The 20,692-nt window shown below is 75.5% G+C and carries 14 protein-coding genes; 7 read left to right on the plus strand and 7 right to left on the minus strand.

Annotation, left to right across the window (positions count from 1 at the left end):
• Positions 1-5 precede the first annotated feature (5 nt).
• Complete coding sequence (locus ACFXDE_RS06615) at positions 6-2,441, minus strand: helix-turn-helix domain-containing protein (RefSeq protein ID WP_380491493.1); 2,436 nt, start codon at positions 2,439-2,441, stop codon at positions 6-8.
• Between the two features lie 182 nt (positions 2,442-2,623).
• On the opposite strand from ACFXDE_RS06615, the gene ACFXDE_RS06620 reads away from it, so the two are divergent.
• Together ACFXDE_RS06620 and ACFXDE_RS06625 are read left to right on the plus strand one after the other, a co-directional pair.
• Positions 2,624-2,851 (plus strand): hypothetical protein, encoded by a 228-nt coding sequence (locus ACFXDE_RS06620; protein WP_380447170.1) that lies wholly within the window; start codon positions 2,624-2,626, stop codon positions 2,849-2,851.
• A complete protein-coding gene (locus ACFXDE_RS06625) occupies positions 2,839-3,222 on the plus strand; it encodes a hypothetical protein (protein ID WP_380491495.1) in 384 nt (127 codons plus the stop codon). Before ACFXDE_RS06620 ends, ACFXDE_RS06625 begins: the two co-directional genes overlap by 13 nt.
• Before the next feature lie 89 nt (positions 3,223-3,311).
• Here the strand turns inward: ACFXDE_RS06625 and ACFXDE_RS06630 are convergent, their stop codons facing one another.
• The 6 genes from ACFXDE_RS06630 to ACFXDE_RS06655 form a co-directional block, all read right to left on the minus strand.
• Complete coding sequence (locus tag ACFXDE_RS06630) at positions 3,312-3,887, minus strand: DUF1772 domain-containing protein (protein WP_380491497.1); 576 nt, start codon at positions 3,885-3,887, stop codon at positions 3,312-3,314.
• 137 nt (positions 3,888-4,024) lie between these two features.
• A complete protein-coding gene (locus ACFXDE_RS06635) occupies positions 4,025-4,918 on the minus strand; it encodes an NmrA family transcriptional regulator (RefSeq protein WP_380491499.1) in 894 nt (297 codons plus the stop codon).
• Between the two features lie 323 nt (positions 4,919-5,241).
• Positions 5,242-5,895 carry a LuxR C-terminal-related transcriptional regulator gene (locus tag ACFXDE_RS06640; RefSeq protein ID WP_380491591.1) on the minus strand — a complete coding sequence of 218 codons (654 nt, stop codon included), beginning with the start codon at positions 5,893-5,895 and terminating at the stop codon, positions 5,242-5,244.
• Between the two features lie 390 nt (positions 5,896-6,285).
• A complete protein-coding gene (locus ACFXDE_RS06645; RefSeq protein ID WP_380491500.1) occupies positions 6,286-9,225 on the minus strand; it encodes an ATP-binding protein in 2,940 nt (979 codons plus the stop codon).
• Positions 9,226-9,228: 3 nt separating this feature from the next.
• Positions 9,229-12,222 (minus strand): LuxR C-terminal-related transcriptional regulator, encoded by a 2,994-nt coding sequence (locus tag ACFXDE_RS06650; protein WP_380491502.1) that lies wholly within the window; start codon positions 12,220-12,222, stop codon positions 9,229-9,231.
• 332 nt (positions 12,223-12,554) lie between these two features.
• The gene (locus ACFXDE_RS06655) at positions 12,555-15,428 is read right to left on the minus strand and encodes an AAA family ATPase (RefSeq protein WP_380491504.1); all 2,874 of its coding nucleotides are present in this window, start codon (positions 15,426-15,428) and stop codon (positions 12,555-12,557) included.
• A 420-nt stretch (positions 15,429-15,848) separates the two neighbouring features.
• On the opposite strand from ACFXDE_RS06655, the gene ACFXDE_RS06660 reads away from it, so the two are divergent.
• From ACFXDE_RS06660 to ACFXDE_RS06680, 5 genes are read left to right on the plus strand one after another with little or no spacing between them, the layout of a single operon-like run.
• Positions 15,849-17,234, plus strand: a complete 1,386-nt coding sequence (locus tag ACFXDE_RS06660; RefSeq protein ID WP_380446394.1) for a glycosyltransferase — start codon at positions 15,849-15,851, stop codon at positions 17,232-17,234.
• A 55-nt stretch (positions 17,235-17,289) separates the two neighbouring features.
• Positions 17,290-18,348, plus strand: a complete 1,059-nt coding sequence (locus ACFXDE_RS06665; protein ID WP_380491507.1) for a DegT/DnrJ/EryC1/StrS family aminotransferase — start codon at positions 17,290-17,292, stop codon at positions 18,346-18,348.
• A gap of 28 nt (positions 18,349-18,376) precedes the next feature.
• Positions 18,377-19,630: a cytochrome P450 gene (locus tag ACFXDE_RS06670; protein WP_380491509.1), complete on the plus strand. Its 1,254-nt coding sequence runs from the start codon at positions 18,377-18,379 to the stop codon at positions 19,628-19,630.
• A gap of 37 nt (positions 19,631-19,667) precedes the next feature.
• Positions 19,668-19,862, plus strand: coding sequence for a ferredoxin (locus ACFXDE_RS06675; RefSeq protein WP_380446397.1), 195 nt, complete (start codon positions 19,668-19,670; stop codon positions 19,860-19,862).
• 51 nt (positions 19,863-19,913) lie between these two features.
• Positions 19,914-20,672: a thioesterase II family protein gene (locus tag ACFXDE_RS06680; RefSeq protein WP_380491511.1), complete on the plus strand. Its 759-nt coding sequence runs from the start codon at positions 19,914-19,916 to the stop codon at positions 20,670-20,672.
• Positions 20,673-20,692 lie beyond the last annotated feature (20 nt).

Genomic DNA, 20,692 nt, shown 5'->3' on the forward strand with positions numbered 1-20,692 from the left:
CGGCGCTATGAGGTGGTGGACGGCAGGCGGGCCGCCTCGGGGAAGGTGGCCTGCCGGTAGTGGGCGTGCTCCCGGCGGAACGTGTGGCCGAGGTGGTACTGCAGCCGCAGGTGGCGGAACTGGTAGACGGCGCCGCTCTGGCGCAGCACGCCGCGCCGGTAGGCATCGTCCAGGAAGGCCGCGACGTTCCACGGCAGGCGTCCGGTCAGCGGGAGCCAGACGCGGGTCAGGATGATCCACTGCCCCCAGGCGGTGAAGCCGAGCGCGTAGGCGAGGGTGCCGCCGATGCCGCCGATCGCCCCGATGTAGAGCCCGTCCGCGAGCGGCCAGTTCAGCACGCCGAGCGGGCCGCTCAGCGCGGCCACGATCACCCGCCCGCCGAGCGCGATCGCGAGCGTGAACGCCGGGACGAGGACCAGCACCTGCCGGCTGACGGTGGTCCGGTTCGAGGACAGCAGGGCGACCGGGGTGGCCGCCGAGGCGGTGTCCAGCGGCGCTTCGAGCATGCTCGTGAGGCCGAAGACCGAGCCGGCCGCCGAGCCGAAGATCAGCCCGTAGACGAGCATGTTGATGAGCATGCCCACGATGACGTCGCGCTCGGTCAGCGGGACGCCGAAGTACAGCGCGTGCTGGAGCGTCTGGGCGGGCGCGGCGCCGACGCCGAGCACCGTACCGCCGAGCATGATGGCGGCGAACCGGCCGGTGAACACCCGGACCGTGCGCGGCCCGCCGCCGTGGTGGCGGGCGAACAGCCGCAGCCGGACGTAGGTGGGCTCCAGGGCGAGGCCGCCGAAGACCGTCATGACCGCGTAGACCGCGCCGACGGCGAGGCCGGCGATGGGCCCGACGAGGACGCTCTCCAGGAGGAACCGCTCCCACTTGACCATCGGGTTGCTCCGGTAGAACACGACGAGGACCACGCCGACCAGCCACTCCGCCACGGTGACGCACAGCGCGGCGGCCAGGGCGGTCGCCAGGATCCGGGTCGGGCGGCGCACCGAGCCGCCGATCTGCCACCACGCCAGGTCGGGCCGGTCGTGGCGGACGAGGTGGTCGGCGAGGTAGCCGAGCCAGCGCTCGGCGCGCTGGGCGTCCCACGTGCGCGGCGGGCGCCCGGCGACGGGATCGCGTTCGGGGGCTCGGCGGCGGTACAGGGCGGGGACGAAGCCGGCGAGGAGGTGCTCCTCCAGGGCGTGCTCGGTGGGGAAGCGCTCGCCGTCGAGGAGTTCGGCGGGTCTGCGGTCGGGGGCGTCGCTGTACATCGTCCGGGCCAGGATGACCATCAGCGGGGTGCTCAGGACGCGGGCGAGGCGCACGCCGCCGTCCGTGCGGCCGGTGCGCAGCTCCGCGAGGACGGCGTCCCAGAGGGGCTCGGGCCCGCCGGGGCCCGCGGTCACCGGGCGGGCCGTGCGGGGCAGGTAGTCGGTGAGGTCCGCGGGGGTGAGGTCGGTGAGCTCGATCCCGGCGGCCCACACGAGGGGCGTGCTCGCCGCCTCGACCGCCTCCGCGAACTCGGCGCGGCGGCTGGTGAGGACGAGCGGCTGGGAGGTGTCGTTGAGCGCGTCGAGGGCGTCGCGGCGCAGGCCCTCGGCGATCTCGTCGAAGCCGTCGAGGACGGGCAGGACGAGGTCGGCGTCGATCAGCGCCGCGGCGAGCGTGCCGCCGCCGGGGCCCCGGCCGACGAGGTGCGGGTGGTCGCGCAGGAGCAGGTCGATCTGCCAGTCGCGCAGCGTGGTGGTGGTCGGGTCCCAGGAGCCGAGGCTGAAGACCACCGGCACGCGGGACGGGACGGCCCGGTCCCGCAGCCGGTCCAGGACGAAGCGGATCGTCAGGATCGACTTGCCGGAGCCGGCCCGGCCGAGGACCACGAGCCGGCCCGAGGGGATCTGCCCGTAGACCTCGGCCACCGAGCGGAGGTCGCCGTCGAGGTCCAGGCGGGCCGCCCGCTCGCCGGGCGCGAGGCGCTGGACGTTCTCCGGGCTGTCCATCAGGTCCTCGGGCGCGGGCCGCCAGCGCACCGGCAACGGGAACGGGTCGTGGACACGGCGCTGCTCCTCCTCGCGGCGCCAGCGGCGGCGGACCTCGCGGGCGAGCTCGTCGACGGCGTCGGCGAGGGCGGCGGGGACCGGGCGTGCGGGGGGCGCCGGGGGTGCCGGGGGTGCGGGCGATGGCGGGGGTGCGGGCGGTGGCGGGGCTTCCGGCGGTGTCTCGGGACCGGGGCCCTCGGTGATGATCGCCGCCAGCCGCTGCCGGTCCCCGGGCGAGGCGTCCAGCGCGTCCGCGATCAGGAGGACCGTCCCGAGCCGGTGGTCGGTGGAGCCGCCGCGCTCCAGCCGACGGATCGTCCGTACGCTCACCTCGGCCTTCTCCGCGAGCTGCTCCTGCGTCAGCCCCGCCTCCTTCCGCAGTCGCCGCAACAGCGTGCCGAGTTCGTCCGTCACTCCGGCAAACCCCCATGGTCTTGCATGCTCATGTCCATCCGTGAGCCTACCGTGACGGCCGGTCACATATGGCCGGTGCCTTGTCCTGTCCCGCGACCTGCGCGGACGCCACGCTCGAAGGGTCCGCGCACAGAACGGCGACGGACGACGGACACGGCGAACGGCACCTCGGAGGAAACGACATGGCGTACCGCTACTGGTGCGGCGAGTGCGGCTACCGCACGCCCTGGCTCCCGGAGTCACGGGCCGAGGAGCTGCAGATCGACCACTACGCGAGACGGCACCCGGGCGTGCCGCCCGGCGGCACCGTGGAGGCCGACCGCAAGAACCCGCAGGGCGCGTCGGGCTGCGCGGCCGTCCTCGGCGTCCTGGTCCTGCTTCTCGTGCTGGCCGCGTCGTGCCGCCGCTGAGCGCGGGCCGCGCCGAGGTGTCGGTCTCGGATCCGGGCGAGCTGCGCCCGTTGCGCAAGCACCTGCGCAGGGTCCCGGGGCTGGAGGTCGAGGAGACCGGCACGGCCGGGGAGACCGGCGCCGGCGCGGACCGGCCCGCCGACGCGCTCCGGGTGCTGGCCGTCGGCCGCGGCGCCCTCGGACGGGCGGTGCGGACGCTGCCCGCCTTCCTCCGCACCCGCCGCGGCGCCGTCACCGTCACCGTCCGGGCCCGGGACTGGACGGTCACCCTGCACCCCGACGACCCCACCGCCGACGGCCCCACCACCGCCGGGCCCACCGTCACGGAACTGGCCGCCGCCCTGCGCGCCCTGAGGGACGCGCGGGCGTGAACGCGGCAGTGCCCGCCCGGTGCGTGCGACCCGGGCGGGCAGTGGCGTCAGGCGGTGACGTCAGACGGTGGGGAGCCGGTGGGGGCCGCTCAGCGGGAGCCGCGCCCGTGGAGGACGAGCGCCCGGGTGAGGGCGGCCAGGCCCGCCGTGCACAGCAGGGTGCGGAGCATGTTCGTGGCCACCCAGGTACCCTCGAACTTCTCCCGCACGCCGTGGAAGTCGGTGATCGCGGACGGGTCGCCGGCGGCCGCCAGCTGGTTGTTGAGCGGGATGTTGACACCCATCGTGACCATCAGCGCGACCACGTACAGGACGGTCGCGGCGGCCGCCCAGAACGCGGCGCTGCGCCGGCCGGCCCGGTGCTGGAGGTAGGCGGCGACGCCCGTCGCCACGAAGGCCCCGACGAAGACCAGGCCGAACAGCCCGTTCTCGATCGCCTTGTTGATGTTCTGCATCGCCGTCACGTAGGTACGGTCGTCGCCCTTCGCGAGGCCCGGCATCACCGAGACGTCGAAGGCGAAGAACAGGCCCGCCATCAGGCCCATCGCGATGGTCGCCGCCACCAGCACGGGCCCGGCGGCCTTGCCCCGGGCGGCGGCGGGGGCGGCGGGGGCGCCGTAGGCGGCGTGGAAGGTGGAGGGTGGTGCGGTCTGGTCGGAGCGCATCAGGGGCTTCCTTCGGGTTCACCCGGTCCCCGCGGGCGCGGGGACTCTCACGGGCGGTGCTACGGAAAGCAGTTCGAGGGGCGGCGGGAGGGGCGGCGGGCCGCCGGCACTCCGGTGCGCGGGCTCGGGGCTCCCATTCAGACCTCCCACACGCCGGCCGCCGCCGCCTCGCGGGCGAAGTCGGCAAAGTCCCTCGGCTCCCGGCCCAGCGCCCGGCGCACCCCGTCCGCGGTGTGGGCGTTGCGGCCGTCCAGGATCATCGAGAACAGCTCCGCGAAGTCCCCCGGCAGGCCCTCCCGCGCCAGGACCGCCCGGTACTCCTCGACCGACACCGGCACGAACCGCACCTCCCGGCCCGTCGCCCGCGACAACTCCGCCGCCACGTCCGCGTACGAGAGCAGCCGGGGGCCCGTCAGCTCGTACACCTCGCCGTCGTGCCCGTCCTCGGTGAGCGCCGCGACCACCACGTCCGCGATGTCGTCCGCGTCCACGAACGGCTCGACCGCGTCGCCCACCGGCAGCGCCAGCTCACCGGCGCGCACCGGGTCGAGGAAGAAGCTCTCGCTGAAGTTCTGGTCGAACCACGCGCAGCGCACCACCGTCCAGCGGGCGCCGGCCTCCATCACGACCTTCTCCCCCGCCTCGGCCGCCTCCTCGCCGCGGCCCGACAGGAGCACCAGCTTCGCCACGCCCCGGCGGGCCGCGAGCCGGGCGAAGGCGCCCACCGACTCGACCGCGCCCGGGAAGGCGAGGTCCGGGTAGTAGGTGAGGTAGGCCGCGCCGACGCCCTCCAGCGCCGCTTCCCACGTCGTCTCGTCGTTCCAGTCGAACGGCACGTCGGCGGCGCGCGAGCCGATCCGGACGGTCCGGCCGCGGGCGGCCAGCCGGTCCGCGACGCGCCGGCCGGTCTTCCCGGTGCCGCCGACCACCAGGACCATCGAGCGGTCGTCCTGGGCGGCCCGGGCGGTCTGCGCGCCCTCGGCGGTCTGGATGCTGTTGCGGTTGCCTGCGTTCTGCGAGTTCGTCGTCATGGCACCCAGTCAAATCCACTCCGGGACGACGAACCATGGCCACCAGGCTCAGGTGCATGTCCACGCGTCTAGACCCGTCTCCGGGGCCCGCACTCCGGGCTCCCGGGGCCCGCACTCGATCAGAACACGGTGCGTAGCGGCGCGACTACTACTCTCCACCCGGCTTCGAGCGGGCCTTGAGCGGCCGTCGAGGCGCGCGGTGACAGGACGGCAGGACGCCAGGACAGGAAGACGGGAGGACGGGAGGACACGCGAACGGCGGGGCGCGGCCGGTGCTGCCCGGCTGCGCCCCGCCGTTGACGGGGGGTGCTCCTGCGGTGCCGCTACTTCACGAAGCTCTCCACGACCTTCGGCGGCCAGACGCCGACCTTGAGGGCGCCCATCGAGTAGGCGCGCGAGACGAGCGCCGCGCGGTTCGGAACGCGCAACTTCCGCAGCAGGCAGGTGACGTGGTACTCGACGCCCTGGCGGCTGAGGTAGAGCCGGGCGGCGAGCGGGACGGTGGAGACGCCGGCCGCGATGCCCTCCAGGATCCGGGCGTCGATCTCGCTGAGCAGCTTCTTGCGGCCGGCGACGACCTCGGACTCGGCCGCCTCGCCGTCGCGGTTGGGCATCATCACCATGATCGACGACTCGTCGGGCAGGCCGCCGCGGACCATGACGGCGGTGAGCGGGACGGTGAACGTCTCCTCGTCCGGGCCTATCGCTATGACGTCGGTGGCGAAGCGGTCCCGGCGGCCCTCGATGAGTCCGGAGAACTGGCGCAGCAGCGGCTGCTGGACGCTCGGGTGGACGAGCTCGCTGAACGTCCGGCCGCAGAGCTCGGACGAGGAGCGTCCGAACTGCCAGAAGAAGGCCTCGTTGGCCTGCCGGATGGTGAGGGTGCGGTCGAGCTGGGCCATGTTGAGGCCGGCCTGATCGGTGACGGTGCGGGTTTGCGGCGCCGCGTCGTGACCTGGCTCTCGATCGCACACAATGGTCCGAGCGGTATCGGCCAGGGCGGAAGAGGAGATGACCACGGCAGTCGGATCCCTTCGGGGCGCGTGTGCGGTGCTGATTTCCGCGGGAAATCCCGGCCATTTCTTTCGGGCCGGGTCGGCTCGAACGGCCTGATTCGCGGTGAACTCTGCTTCGACTCTAGGGACCGCCGATCCGGCAGGTCAACGGCGCCCGGGCTGGTCCGGTCCAATTCTGTGGGCGTACGGCCGGTGGTTCGGTGTGGGGTCGGGGGGTTCGGCCGGTCGTTCGGTACGGTGCACATCCTTGCAGGTCAGGGCAGGTTCGGTAGGGTTCGGTCACGGTTCGGCGAGCATGAGTTCGATTCCGTGGCGGCAGGTCGAACGGGTTTTCCGGCGCGGTCGCCGGGATCAAACACGAACAACGGGTTCGGCCTCGCACAGAACCGTCACAAGTTCCCGGCGGCCGGAAATACCGAGCTTGCGATAGGAATTCGTCAAATGTTTCTCCACGGCCCGCGCGCTCACCCGCAATTCGGCCGCGATCTCCTGGTTCGTCAGACCGTGCCCGACGAGGTCCGCGACCCGGCGCTCGGACGGCGTCAGCACGACGTCCACCGGCACCCCGGCCTCCCGGCCCGGCGCGGTTCCGGCCCACTCCTCGGACCAGCCGGCGCCGCACGCGGCGGCCAGCCGGGCGGCCTCCCTGCGCACCGCCGCCGCCTCGGCCCCGCCGCCGAGCCGCCGGCCCAGATCGCGCAGCGCGCGGGCGCGTTCGAGCTCGTCGGCCGAGCGCCGCAGCACCTCGACCGACTCCCGCAACAGGTCGACGGCCCGCGCGCCGCCGGCCAGGGCGGCCTGGAGCCGCAGCGCGCGACCCAGCGCCGCCGGGGCTCCCCACGCCTCCGCGCGGGCCAGCTCCTCGGTGATCAGCGCGCGGGCGGCGAAGGCGTCGCCGAGCTGGCGGGCCAGGCCCACCGCCCACGGGCGCCACGGGAAGAGCACCGGGTTGCGCCAGCCGGCAGACTCCAGTTCGCGGCCGCAGGCGAGGACGGTGTCCAGGGCGGCGGAAGGGTCGCCGCGGTGCGCCTGCTGACGGGCGCGCAGCAGTCCGAGCATCGCCGCGGGGGCCGCGCCCGTGGGCCAACGCCGGTCCGCGTCGGCCAGGACCTTGGCGCCGAGCGGCAGGTCACGGGCCGCGAGCGCGACCGCGGCGAGGGCCGCCGTGGCGAGGCCGTCGCCCTCGGGCCCGCCGGCCTCGGCGCGCAGGCGGGCGCGTTCGGCCTGCTCCCGCGCGAGACCGAGCCGACCGCGGGCCAGGTGGACGAGGGCCTGCTCGGCGTGGCCCGGCGCGGAGTCATCGGCCGGGCCGCCCGGGTGCCGCCCCCGTTCGCCCGCCGAGAGCCAGGACTCCAGCGCACCCGGGGCGTCCGCGCCGACCAGCGTGGTCACCAGCAGCGGCACGACGGAGTGCGGGCTGCGGACGGTGGCCGGCTCCCGTTCGAGGATCCGCTCGGCCAGCCCGGCCAGTTCGGCGGCCGGGCGGCCAGCGCCGAGCGTGGCCGCGTGCAGCAGGACGGCCAGCAGCTCGCGCTCGCCGCGCGAGCACACCGCCGGTTCCATGACGCCGAGCCGGCCGATGGAGTCGGCGAGCCGGGCGGGGTCGCGGCAGTCCGCGTGGCGCAGCCGGGCCTCCAGGCGCAGCGCGGCCTCGCGGGCGGCGCCGTCGAGGGTGTCCGGGTCGCCGAGTTCGCACGCGACCCGGCGCAGCAGGGCGGCGGAGGTCGGGCTCGCGGCGCGCAGGAAGTTGGCCGGCAGCTGGAGCGCGGCGGCGGCACGCTCGCGGGCGGTGGCGAGCAGCGGGATCGCCTGGGCGATGTGCCGCTCGCACGCCGCCCGGTCGAACGACCGCTCGGCGACGGCCAGTTCGACCAGCAGGCGGGCGCGCTCGGGATCGCCGTCGGGGACGTCCAGCAGGGCGCGGCGCAGGTAGCGGGCGGCCGGCGCGGGTTCGCCGCGGCGCAGCGCGGTGTCGGCGGCGCCGCGCAGGACGGCGCCCGACCACGGGTGCCGGGAGGCCGCGACGGCCATCAGCTGGGCCGCGACCTCCTCGGCCGGGCGCCCCGCGTCGTACAGCACGGCGGCGGCGCCCTCGTGGCGGCGCTGGCGCTCGCCGGCACTCATCGAGGCCTCGACGGCGTCCCGGACGACGGGGTGGACGAAGGCGGCACGGTGCGGGTCGGGCAGCAGGCCGAGGTGGTGCAGGGCGTGCAGGGCGGCGGCGCAGCCGACGGGGTCCAGACCGGCGAGGCGCCCGGCGGGCGCGGTGTCGCCGGGCTCGCCGAGGGTGGCGATCGCGGCGGCGAGGTCGCGCACGGGCGCGCTCTGGGTGCGCAGGCACGTCACGATCCGGTCGCGCAGGCGCCCGGGGCGCAGGGTGCGGGCGGTCTCGGCGTGGGCGGCGGTCGGGCGGGCCGTGGTGGCGGCGATGACGTCGAGCAGGGAGACCAGGAAGAGCGGGTTGCCGGCGGCGGACCGGTGGCAGGCGTCGGCGAACTCGGTGTCGATGCCGGCGGGTTCCGTTCTGCCGGGGTCCGCGGTCTCCGGATCGGCGGTCTGCGGACGGGCCGTCTGCGGGTGGCCCGGGTCGGTGAAGCGGTCGCGGATCAGGGCCCGGGTGGCGGTGGGCGACAGCGCCGTCAGTCGCAGCTCGCGGGCGGTGTCGGCGACCTCGCGGACCAGCGGGTGCCACGAGCCCTGGTCGCCGTCGCGCAGCGTGCACACCACGACGACGCGCAGGCCGTCGAGGCGGGTGGTGAGGTGGGCGAGCCAGCGCAGCGACGGGCCGTCGGCCCACTGGAGGTCGTCGACGAGCAGCAACAGGGGTGCGTCGGCGCTCAGTTCGGCGAGCAGGCGGCGCAGGTCGGCGAGGACGGCACCGGTCGGCTCGGCACCGGCGGGATCCGTCGCGGTGTCCGTCGCGTCCGGGGTGTCCGTCGCATCCGGGGTGTCCAGGGTGTCCAGGGCGTCCGGGACGAAGTCGCCGAGGACGGCACGCGCCGCTCCGGCGCGCGCGAGCCACCGCTCCCGGGCGTCGGCGGGCAGGACGGTGAGGAGGCTGTCGAACAACTGGCGCACGACACCGAACGCGAAGCCCTGCTCCATCGGGGCGGCGTCGGCCCGCAGGACCCGCACGCGCAGACCGTCGGCCAGACCGGGCAGGGCGCGCAGTAAGGCCGAGCGTCCGATGCCGAACGGACCGGTGAGCAGCAGGTGCGACGAGCGGCCCCCGTCGGCGTTGCACAGGGCCCGGCGTACTGCGGCGAGTTCGGTGTCCCGGTCGTGGAGCATCGTTCAGTGTCCTTCCATGGCACGGACCAGCGCCCGCAGTTCGGGGCGGCCGTGGATGCCGAGCTTGAGGTAGGCCCGTTTGAGCCGGAGTTCGACGGCGCGGCTGGAGACGGCCAGCAGCGCGGCGATGTCCCGGTTGCTGCGGCCCCGGCCCGCCAGTTCGGCGGTGTGCCGCTCGGTGGGCGTGAGGCTCTCCCAGCGCGGGTCCGCGGGGTGGACGACGCGGTGGTCCAGGGTCCCGGCCAGGTCGCGGGCGCGAGCGGCCATCGGGCCGGCCGGGTGCCGGGCCGTCAGCACGCACAGCTCGGCGAGGGAGCGCTCGGCGGCGTGCCGGTCGCCGCCCTCGGCGAGCTCGACGGCGGCGAGTTCGGCGAGCGCCCGCACGTAGCCGGGGCCGGCCGGGCCGCTGCGCAGCGCGTCCGTGGCGGCCGAGCGGATCCCGGCGAGCCGGCCGGGCCGGTCCGCCACCCGCTGGGCGCTGAGCTCGGCCCAGCCGATCGCGATCGGCGCGCCCCAGCGGCGGGCGAGCCGCAGCTCCTGCTCGCTCAGGCGGACGGCCTCGTCCGGATCGCCCAGGGCGTGGTGGGCCAGCGCCGCGACCGAACGCCACGGGAGCAGCGCCGGGTTGAGCCGGTGCCGGCTGAGCAGACGCCGGCCGCACTCCCGCAGGAGCTCGGCGGCCTCCGCCGGGCGGCCCGAACCGAGCGCGACGGTGGCCCGTGCGAACAGCAGGTGCGCCCAGTGCTCGCCCGCCTCGGCGCCCGCGGGCAGCGGGGCCACGGCCCGTTCGCGGGCACGCTCGCAACGACCGCTCTCGAGGTCGACGAGGATCCCGACGGCACGCAGGTACGGCGCCACGGCGTCGGGCCGGCCGAGCAGGCGCAGCGCCCGCTCGCCCTCGGCGACGTCACGGTCCGCGGGCTCCAACCGGCCACGCCGCAGGTTGAGTTCGGCGCGCAGCGCGAGCACGTGCGGGGCGGCCAGCCGCAGCCGGTTCCCGGACAGGCCGCGCAGCAGACGGTCCAGGCCCGCCTGCGCCTCGTCGTTGGCATCGGCGAGGCACAGCGTCCGGCAGGCGGCGAGCCACGGCTGGACGAGCGGACCGTCGAAGGCGTCGTCCCCCGGGGAGCCGGCCGCGGCGAGGGCCGTCCGGGCCAGCGCACCGGCCAGGTCGAGCCGACGGCCGCCGACGGCGAGCTGCCAGGCCCGGACCGCCGCCTGCGCGGGGACCGTCGGACACGGCGGCAGCTGCGGCAACTCGGGCAGCGGCAGGGCGGACTCGCCGTCATCGGCCGGGTCGGCGCACCAGAAGAGCGCGAGCAGCTCGTCGTGGTACGGCTCCTCCGGCCGCGGCAGCGTCTCGGCGACGGCCCGCCGCACGACGGTGACCGCACCCCCGGTGAGACCGAGGTCGGCGGCGCGGACGCGCAGGGCGGAGGCGGAGGTGGTCGGGGCGGTGAGCGCCGAATACGGGCCCACCTCGACGGCAGCCGCGTACGAACCCGCGGCAGAACCAGGGCAGGCGGGCGAGCCCGGGTACGCAGCGCGCGACGGCAGAGCGGCGAACTCCGAACGCGGGCCGGCCTCGCCGGCAGCCGCGTCCGAACCCGCGGCGGCCTCGGCGGCAGCGAGGTACGAACCCGCGGCGGGGCCGGCGGTGGCGGGGCGGCGGAGGATCGCGTCGAGGGTGTGGTCGCCGGCTTCGGGTTCGGCGATCAGGTGGGTGGCGGCGAGTTCGAGGGTGAGGCGGGCGTGTTCGGCGGGTGCGGGGCGTTCGGCGAGGGCGCGGCCGAGCAGGGCGGCGGCGTGCCGCTGGTTCTGCCGCTGGGCGGCGGCCTCGGCGGCGGTCTGCAGGGCCCGGACGGCCCAGGGGCGGCCGGCGGGGGCCGCGCCGAGCAGCAGGGCGGCCACCGCGAGGTCGTCGGCGGCGGCCCGGTGGGCCAGTTCCGCGGCCCGGGTGTGCAGGTCGGCGCGCTCGGCCGCGGTGGCGGCGGCCAGGACGCGGGAGCGCAGCGCCGGGACGAGCAGCGGTTCGACGCCGGGCCCGGCGATGACGCCGGGCAGTTCGGCGAGGACGGTGCGCAGCCGGGCCTCGTTCAGGGTGTCGAGGCCCGCGAGGAGGCAGGTGAGCGGGAAGTCGAGCAGGTCGCCGCAGACGGCCAGCGCCCGCACCACGGCCACCACCTCGTCGCTGTGCCCGCGCAGGGCGCGCATCAGGTGGTCGCCGGTCACGGTCCCGCCGAGGGCGGCGAGTTCGGGCACGCGGGCGAGGACGGGGTGGTGGCCGTCGCCGGCGAACCGCCGCAGGATGTCGTCGAGGACCTCGGGGTGTCCGGCGGAGATCCGGCCCGCCGCCGTCGCGAACCCCTCCTCCCCCGGGCCGCCGCAGGCCCGCAGCACGGCGCCCGCGACGTCGGTGCCGTCCAGGGGCCCGAGGGCGATCCGGTGGACGGCGGCCGCGCCGGAGGTCCCGGCCAGCAGGTCGTACCAGTCGGGGTCGGGCGTTCCGAGGCGGCTGCCGCCGCACAGCAGCACGAGCGGGACGCCGGCCCAGCGCCGGGAGAGCGCACCCAGCCAGTGCAGGGACCGCGCGTCGAGCCACTGGGCGTCTTCCAGTGCGAGGACGGTCGGCCGGCTCCTGGCGGCGCGCAGTAACTCGGCGAGGCCGGAGAGGGGGCCGTCGAGGCGGAGGTCGAGCGGCCCGTCGAGGGAGCCGAGCCACTGGGCGACGGCCCCGAGGGCCCTCCCCGACTCGGCGTGGGCGGCGCGGGCCCGCAGGACCCGCAGCCCGGCCCGCTCGGCTCGGGTGGCGCCCCACCGGACCAGCGCGTTCTGTCCGTGGCCGAGCGCACCGGTGACGGCCACGACGAGCGGGCGGGCGCCGGCAGTGGCCGGGGCGGCGGCAGTGGCCGGGGCAAAGGCAGCGTCGAGGACGGAGGCGAGGGCGGCACGCTCGCGCTGCCGCGCCCGAGGCGGACTCGCGTCCGACGGAACCATGGGCGCCGATCGGGCACCGGGGTGCGCCGGGTCGAGCGAGCGCTGCCCTCCCGGCGCCGGAACCGCGGCCCCGGTTCTCGCCGTCCCCTCGTCGACGTGCATGCCTTCAGTGGCATCGGTCTCGATCGGGGGCGCGCCGTGGGTGGGCGGCAGCCCGGGACCGTCCGGGGCCTCGGGCCTGGTCGGCCGGGCCGTCGACGGGGTCTCCGTGGGGTCGCGAGTCTCGCCCCACGGGCTCACAGGAACGTCGTTCATCCAGTTCACCCGGGTCTCGGGCTCCCTTGCCGTGTGAGGTGCGCCGGATCGGCGCGAGGTGGAGGTGGTGGTGGTCGTCAGCCGGTCGGCCCGCCGGCCGGTGGCGGTTCCTCGGCGGCCCGGACGGCGCCGCGGCGGGCACCGTCGAGGGCGGGTGCGAGGCCGTCCCGGCGGGTGACGCCGAGTTTGCGGTAGACGCTGGTCAGGTGGGACTCGACGGTGCGCACGGTGACGAAGAGGGTGCGCGCGATCTGCCGGTTGCTCGCGCCGTCGACGGCGAGGCCGGCGACCCTGAGTTCGGCGCCGGTGAGCAGGTCGGCGGCGGAGGTGGCGACCTCGGGCATCCGGCCGCCGGCGGTGATCAGCAGGCGGCGGGCGGCCCTGGCGAGGGCGAGGGCGCCGCAGCCGCCGGCGAGGGCGGTGGCGGTCCGCAGGTGTTCGCGGGCGCCGGCCGGGTCGCCGGCGAGGAGGAGGGCGCGGCCGAGGCCGAACTCGGCGCGGGCGTGTTCGGCCCGGGCCGGTGAGGCGGCGAGCAGGTGGACGGCCTCGGCGAGGCGGTCGAGGCCGGCCCGGCCGGGGGTCACGGCGCCGGAGGCGAGGGCGGCGAGGCCGAGGGCGCGGGCGGTGCCCCAGCGGGCGGCCAGGTCGGCGCCGTACTCGGCGAGGACCCGGCCCTCGGTCGGGCGCCGGACGGCGGCGAGGACCAGGCAGGAGTCCGCCCACCAGGGGGCGAAGACGGGGTTCGCGACGCCCGCGTCGTACTGGACGCGGCCGCAGGCGCGCAGCAGGTGGAGGGCCGCGTCGGCGTCGCCGTGGGCCCAGCGGGCGCGGCCGCGGGCGAGCAGGAAGAGCTGTTCCTCCAGGCCGGTGCCGCCGGCTTCGGAGCGGTCGGCGTCGGCGAGGAGCGCTTCCGCGCGGTGGGCTTCGCCGCGGTCGACGAGGACGGCGGCGAGGACGGCCCGGGGGGCCGTCAGACAGGCGTCGGAGCCGGCCGCGCCGAAGTCCTCGATGGCGGCGCGGACGGTCGCCTCGGCTTCGGCGACGGCGCCGGCGCGGTGCAGGACGAGGGCGCGGCCGGTGCGGGCGAGGGTGCGGGACCACGGGCCGGCGCCGCGCACGGCGCGGTCGAGGGCGGCGGTCGCGGCGTCCGTCTCGTCGGCGAGGGCGAGGGCGGCCGCGGCGGTGATCAGCGGCCAGCCGGGGCAGGACGGGCCGGCGGCGGCGACGGCCCGGCGGGCGGCCGCGACGGCGAGTTCGCGCGAGTGCCCGGCGAGGGCGGCGCGCAGGGCGGCGAGGGCCTGCTCCTGGACGTTGGCGGTGTCGTCGCGGGCCACGGTGAACGCGGTGGCGCGGGGCACGGGGACGGTGGCGACGGCCGATGCCCGGCCGCGGCCGGTGACGAGCAGGGCGGTGCGGACCTGCCAGCGCAGGCGGGGGCCCCAGTCGCCGTCCGGTCCGTCGAGGGCCCGTTCGAGGGCCTCGGCGAGTTCGGCGCGGTGGGTCGGCGCGAGCGGCACGGCGAGGCAGGCCATGGCGCACTCGACGGCGATCCGGGCCCGGTCGGCGGGGTCGGCGGCGAGGGCGAGGGCGGCGCGGAACATCGGGACGGCGGCGAGCGGGTCGGTCTGGGCGAGGGCGACGGCCAGGCGCAGGCGCAGCCGGTCGTCCTCGGGGGTGGTGTCCAGGGCGCGGTGCAGGTAGCCGGCGGCGAGGGCGAAGGCGCCGCGCTGCTCGGCGGCGGTGGCGGCGTCGCACAGGACGGCGGCCATCCACGGCTGCGGGATGCCGGGGACCTCCATCAGGTGCCGGGCGACCTGTTCGGCCGGGCGGCCCGCGTCGCTGAGCAACAGGGCGGCCCTGGCGTGCAGTTCGGCGGTCCGGCGGCCGTCGCCGGGGGCGAGGAGCGCGGTGCGCGCGGCCGGATGGACGTCGCCGCCGGCGGTGAGCGCGCCGCATTCCCCGAGCATCGCGACGGTCTCGTCGGCGCGGGGGCCCGGGACGCCGGCGAGGGCGGCGACGAGGTCGGTGCGGGCGGTGCCGAGCACCGCGACGGCGGCCGCGGCGGCGCGGACGGTCGCGGGTGCGGCGTCGAGTGCGGCGCGCACGGCGCGGGCGAGGGTGCGGGCGCCGAGTTCGGCGACGCGGTCGGCGCCGGCGCCGTCCGGTCCGTGGCCGAGGGCGCCCAGTTCGTCGAGGACGTGGAGCGTGGTGCGCGGGTTGCCGCCGCACACCTCGGCGAGGCGGTCGACGAAGGCGGGTTCGACCGGGGCGGGCGACCACCGGCCGACGAGCCCGGCGACGGCGGCGCGGTCGAGCGGGGCGAGCGGCAGTGGGCTGACGAACGGGTCAGCGGTGAGGTCGAGCCAGGCCGCGGGGGCGGCCGGGCGGGCGCCGTCGCGGCGGGAGAGGGCGACGAGCAGCGGGAGTCCTGCCGAGCGCCGGAGCAGGAAGTCCAGCCAGCGCAGGGTGTGTTCGTCGCAGGCCTCGGCGTCGTCGAGGGCGAGGACGAGCGGACGGTCCGTCATGAGGCGGGCCGCGGCGCGGTAGAGGGCGTGGAAGACGGGGCAGGCCTCCGCGGGGTCGAAGGAGCGCGTGTGCCGCGGCCGGGGCAGGTGTGCGGCCAGTGCCGCGCCGCCCGATGCCTCGTCACCTGAGGTCGCGTCCGGTGAGGTCGCGTCCGGTGTCACGCCGCTCTCGGCGAAGAGGGCCCGCAGGCCCGAGTAGCCCGTGCCGTCCGGCCGTTCGCCGTGCAGGACGAGCGCGCCGTGCCGGGTGGATTCCGCCCGCAGCTCCGCGAGCAGCCGGGTTTTCCCGATTCCGGCCGGGCCGGTGAGGACGACGCAGCCGGCGTTCCCACGGCGGCCGGCCCCTGCGTGTCCGGAAAGCGTCGCCAGTTCACCTGCGCGACCGAGAATGTTCCCCTGGTCGGGAATTCCTGCCGTAGGCAGCACGGAACCTTCACCCCCCAAGCGCGGACGATTCCGCTATTCCGACACCACGCCCGGACCGCAGGACAATTGCGGTTGACAGGTGCAACAGTACCCCGGGTCATACGATCAAATATGTATGGGACCCGTCAAGAACAGCACGGGTGCCCGAACGATTTCCGGCCGTCGCGACCCCGCCGCGAGGCCGTCGCGCCGTCCGGGCCGGTGGCCGCCCTCCCCGTCGCGGCGCGCGGCCGGATCCCCCAAGGAATGTTGAACCTCCCGTTGGTTTGTCTTTACCGCCGGGCCGCGGTCCAAACCCGCGCACACCAGGACGATCGGCCCCGGCCCCGGGCCGGCCTCGTCCAGGACTAAGGAATTCCCGGCGCGGGGCGTGAGACCAAGGTGGGGTACACCCCAGCCGTCCCGCCCCGAGGGAGTCCGATGACCGCCCCGCAGCGTCCGATCCTGTTCGTCAGCCTGCCGGAGAGCGGACTGCTCAACCCGCTGCTGGTGCTGGCCGGTGAGCTGGCCCGCCGGGGCGTGCCGGACCTCTGGTTCGCCACCGACGAGCCCCGGCGCGCCGACGTGCTGGCCCTCGCCGACGGGTCGGCGGTGGAGTTCGCCTCGCTCGGCGAGGTGTTCTCCGAGCTGTCGGCCGTCAGCTGGAGCGACGAGGTCTACCGCGAGGTGACCCAGCCGGACCGCTTCCGCGCCCACCGGGCCGTCATCCACCAGTCCTACCGGCCCGATCTGCAGGCCGAGAAATACCGCCGGCTCGCGGCCGTGGTGGACAAGTGCAATCCGGCCCTGATGGTCATCGACTGCGTCAGCTCCTTCGCCGTCGACCTCGCCCTGACCCGGGGCATTCCGTTCGTGCTCAGCGTACCGTTCCTGCCGAGCAATGTACTCACCTCGCACAGCCCATTCGGCAGCTCGTACACGCCCAAGGATTTCCCCGTCCCGCATTCCGGCCTGCCGTACCCGATGGGTTTCGGCCAGCGCCTGGCCAACCGGCTGTTCAAGCTGCGCACGCTCGCGCTCTTCTTCAACCCGGCCATGGGGAAGGTGCTTTCCGAGGACGCCCGGCTGCGCAAGGAACTCGGGCTTCCCAAGCCCAGCCCGATGACCCGGATCGACCGGGCCGAAATGGTGCTGTGCAATTCCGTGCGGGAGCTCGACTACCCGTTCGAGATGCCGGGGAAGGTCAAGCTGGTCGGGGCGATGGTGCCGCCGCTGCCGGAGTCCACGCGGGCCGCGGACGACACCGGAGTCATGGACTGGCTCGACGCGCAGTCCTCGGTGGTCTACATGGGCTTCGGCACCATCACCCGGCTGACCCGGCCCCAGGTGGCCGCGCTCGTCGAGGTGGCGCGCCGCCTGGACGGGCGCCACCAGGTGCTGTGGCGGCTGCCCGCCGAGCAGCAGCACCTGCTGCCGCCGAAGGAGCAACTCCCGGACAACCTGCGGATCGAGAGCTGGCTGCCGTCGCAGCTGGACGTGCTGGCCCACCCCAAGGTCGGGGTGTTCTTCACCCACGGCGGCGGCAACGGCTTCCACGAGGGCGTGTACTTCGGCAAGCCGCTGGTGGTGCGCCCGCTGTGGGTGGACTGCTACGACCAGGCCGTGCGCGGCCGGGACTTCGGGATCAGCCTGACCCTGGACCGGCCGCAGGACATCGACCCGGCCGACGTCGTCGACAAGCTCACCCGCGTCCTCGGCGACGGCTCCTTCCGCGAGCGCGCCGAGCGCATCGGCGCCCTGCAGCGCGCCGCCGGCGGCCGCACCACCGCGGCCGACCTGCTGCTCGCCCTGCCCGCCCTCGCCTGACCCTTCCCCCCCGGCGACACCCCCTTCGACCAACGCACCGAGCGAGGACCCTTTCATGCCCTTCACCATCCCCGTGTCCCGGCCCAGTCTGGACGGGCGCGAGCTGGAGTACGTCACGAGCACGATCGGCGACGGCTGGATCTCCTCCCAGGGCCCGTACGTCCGGCGCTTCGAGCGGGCCTTCGCCGACTACAACGGCTCCGCCCACGGCGTGGCCTGTTCCTCCGGCACCGCGGCGCTCACCCTGGCGCTGCGCGCCCTCGGCGTGGGCCCCGGCGACGAGGTGATCGTCCCCGAGTTCACGATGATCGCCACCGCCTGGGCCGTCACCTACACCGGCGCGACCCCGGTGTTCGTCGACTGTGCGGACGACCTGAACATCGACGTCGCGCGGATCGAGGAGAAGATCACCCCGCGCACCAAGGCGATCATGCCGGTGCACATCTACGGCCGGCGCTGCGACATGGCGGCCGTCATGGACATCGCGCACCAGTACAACCTGCGCGTCGTCGAGGACTCGGCCGAGGCCCACGGCATCCGCCCCACCGGCGACATCGCGTGCTTCTCGCTGTTCGCCAACAAGATCATCACGGCCGGCGAGGGCGGCATCTGCCTCACCGACGACCCCCGCCTGGCCGCCCAGCTGGACCACCTGCGCGCCATGGCCTTCACCACCGACCACAGCTTCGTCCACAAGAAGCTCGCCTACAACTTCCGCATGACGGCCATGCAGGCCGCCGTCGCCCTCGCCCAGACCGAGCGCCTCGACGCGATCCTCGCCACCCGCCGCGAGATCGAGCAGCGCTACGACCAGGGCCTCAAGGACGTCCCCGGGATCACCCTCATGCCGCCCCGCGACGTGCTGTGGATGTACGACGTGCGGGCCGAACGCCGCGCCGAGCTGCGCGACTTCCTCGCCGCCGAGGGGATCGAGACCCGGCTGTTCTTCCAGCCGATGAGCCGTCAGCCCGGCTACCTCGACCCGGCCTGGCCCGGCCTCAACGCGGCCCGCTTCGCCGCCGACGGCCTCTACCTGCCCACCTACACCGACCTGACCCCCGCCGACCAGGACCGCGTGATCGGCGCGGTCCGCGCGTTCTACGGCGCGTCCTGAACCGGCCCGCCGGAGGAGACCCGAACCCATGACGCCCGACACTGCGACACCCGGCACCGTGCCTCCCGACACCGTGCCCACCGACGACGTGACGTCCGGCGGCACGACGGGCGCCGAACCGCCGGTGGTCGACTTCCCGCTGCGCGTGCCCGGCGAGTCCTTCCCCCCGCCGCGCTACCAGGACTACCGGGACCGGCAGGGCCTGGTGGTCTCCTACCTGCCGAACGGCCGCAAGGTCTGGCTGGTCACCCGGCACGAGGACGTGCGCTCCGTCCTCACCAACAAGAAGATCAGCTCCAACCCGGACCACCCCGGCTTCCCCAACGTCAGCGAGACGATGGGCGTGCCCCGCCAGGAGCAGATCCCCGGCTGGTTCGTCGGCCTCGACTCGCCCGAGCACGACCGCTTCCGCAAGGCGCTCATCCCGGAGTTCACCGTCCGGCGGGTCCGGGAGCTGCGGCCGGCGGTCGAGCAGACCGTCGACCGGTGCATCGACGCGATGCTCGCGGCCGGCGACGAGGCCGACCTGGTGGCCGACTTCGCGCTGCCCGTCCCCTCGCTCGTCATCTCCTCGCTGCTCGGCGTGCCGCCGGTGGACCGGGACTTCTTCGAGTCCCGCACCCGCACCCTGGTCGCGATCCAGGCCTCCACCGACCAGCAGCGCGACACCGCCTCGCGCGAACTGCTGCGCTACATCAACCGGTTGGTGGCGATCAAGCAGAAGTGGCCCGGCGACGACCTGATCAGCCGGCTGCTGGCCACCGGCGCGATCGAGCCCCACGAGATGTCCGGCGTGCTGATGCTCCTGCTCATCGCCGGGCACGAGACGACGGCCAACAACATCGCGCTCGGCGTGGTGACGCTCCTCCAGCATCCCGAGTGGATCGGCGACGACCGGGTGGTGGAGGAGACGCTGCGCTTCCACTCGGTGGCCGACCTGGTCTCGCTGCGGGTCGCGGTCGAGGACGTCGAGATCTCCGGGCAGCTGGTGCGGGCCGGCGAGGGCATCGTGCCGCTGGTGGCCGCCGCCAACCACGACGAGAAGGCCTTCTCCTGCCCGCACGCGTTCGACCCGGCCCGCACCGAGCGCCACCACGTCGCGTTCGGCTACGGCGTCCACCAGTGCCTGGGCCAGAACCTGGTCCGGATCGAGATGGAGATCGCCTACCGCCGGCTCTTCGAGCGCATCCCCGGCCTGCGCCTCGCGGTGCCCGTCGAGGACCTGCCGCTCAAGTACGACGGCGTGCTGTGCGGCCTGCACGCACTGCCCGTCCGCTGGTAGCACCCGTCCCGCCCGACCGTTTCAGGAGAAGACGTTCATGCGCATCACCGTCGACACCGACCGCTGCGTCGGCGCGGGCCAGTGCGTGCTCAACGCCCCGGCCGTGTTCGACCAGGACGACGACGGCGTGGTCGAGCTCCACGACCCCGCCGTGGCCCCCGAGGACCGCGACGCGGTCGACACCGCCGCCACGCTCTGCCCGTCCGGCGCCATCACCGTCCACCGGGGCTGATCCCCGCGAGGCCGGGCCCGTCCAGGGCCCGAAAAGAGAGGACCGACCCCCATGACCAGTCCCGGCACCGCGAGCACGCTGTGGCTGCGCCGCTTCCACCCGGGCGAGGGCCGCGCCGTGCGCCTGGTGTGCTTCCCGCACGCCGGCGGCTCCGCGAGCTTCTTCCACCCCGTCTCCGCGGCCCTGTCCGCCGAGGCCGAGGTGATCGCCCTGCAGTACCCCGGCCGGCAGGACCGCCGCCTGGAGCCCTGCGTCGAGGACATCGCAACCCTCGCCGACCGGATCACCGAGGAACTGCTCACCCTGGACGACCGGCCCACCGTGTACTTCGGCCACAGCATGGGCGCCGTCCTCGCGTTCGAGACCGCGTGGCGGCTGGAGCACAAGGGCACCCACGCGCCCGGGGCGGTCATCGCCTCCGGCCGCCGCGCGCCGTCCACCACCCGCACCGAGACGGTGCACCGGCGGGACGACGACGGCGTCATCGCCGAGCTCAAACTGCTCAACGGCACCAACGCCCAACTGCTCGGGGACGAGGAGATCCTGCGGATGGCGATGCCGGCGATCCGCGCCGACTACCGCGCCATCGAGCGCTACACGTGCGGGACCGACCGCGTGCTCGGCTGCCCGGTCGTCGCCCTCACCGGCGACGCCGACCCGCGCACCACCATCGCCGAGGCCCGCGCCTGGCAGGCCCACACCGCCGGTGACTTCCGCCTCCAGGTCCTGCCCGGCGGTCACTTCTTCCTCGCCGACCAGCAGGCGGCGGTGCTCCGGGAGATCTCCGCCGAACTCGCCGCGCTCCGCTGACGGACCGCCGGCCCGGACAA

This window comes from Kitasatospora sp. NPDC059408, assembly GCF_042751525.1.
Lineage (GTDB): Bacteria > Actinomycetota > Actinomycetes > Streptomycetales > Streptomycetaceae > Kitasatospora.

Coding starts and splice junctions, on each gene's coding strand:
- ACFXDE_RS06620 (WP_380447170.1), top strand. CDS start 2,624: ATGGCGTACCGCTACTGGTGCGGCGAGTGCGGCTACCGCACGCCCTGG.
- ACFXDE_RS06630 (WP_380491497.1), bottom strand. CDS start 3,887: ATGCGCTCCGACCAGACCGCACCACCCTCCACCTTCCACGCCGCCTAC.
- ACFXDE_RS06635 (WP_380491499.1), bottom strand. CDS start 4,918: ATGACGACGAACTCGCAGAACGCAGGCAACCGCAACAGCATCCAGACC.
- ACFXDE_RS06645 (WP_380491500.1), bottom strand. CDS start 9,225: ATGCTCCACGACCGGGACACCGAACTCGCCGCAGTACGCCGGGCCCTG.
- ACFXDE_RS06650 (WP_380491502.1), bottom strand. CDS start 12,222: ATGGTTCCGTCGGACGCGAGTCCGCCTCGGGCGCGGCAGCGCGAGCGT.
- ACFXDE_RS06660 (WP_380446394.1), top strand. CDS start 15,849: ATGACCGCCCCGCAGCGTCCGATCCTGTTCGTCAGCCTGCCGGAGAGC.
- ACFXDE_RS06665 (WP_380491507.1), top strand. CDS start 17,290: ATGCCCTTCACCATCCCCGTGTCCCGGCCCAGTCTGGACGGGCGCGAG.
- ACFXDE_RS06670 (WP_380491509.1), top strand. CDS start 18,377: ATGACGCCCGACACTGCGACACCCGGCACCGTGCCTCCCGACACCGTG.
- ACFXDE_RS06675 (WP_380446397.1), top strand. CDS start 19,668: ATGCGCATCACCGTCGACACCGACCGCTGCGTCGGCGCGGGCCAGTGC.
- ACFXDE_RS06680 (WP_380491511.1), top strand. CDS start 19,914: ATGACCAGTCCCGGCACCGCGAGCACGCTGTGGCTGCGCCGCTTCCAC.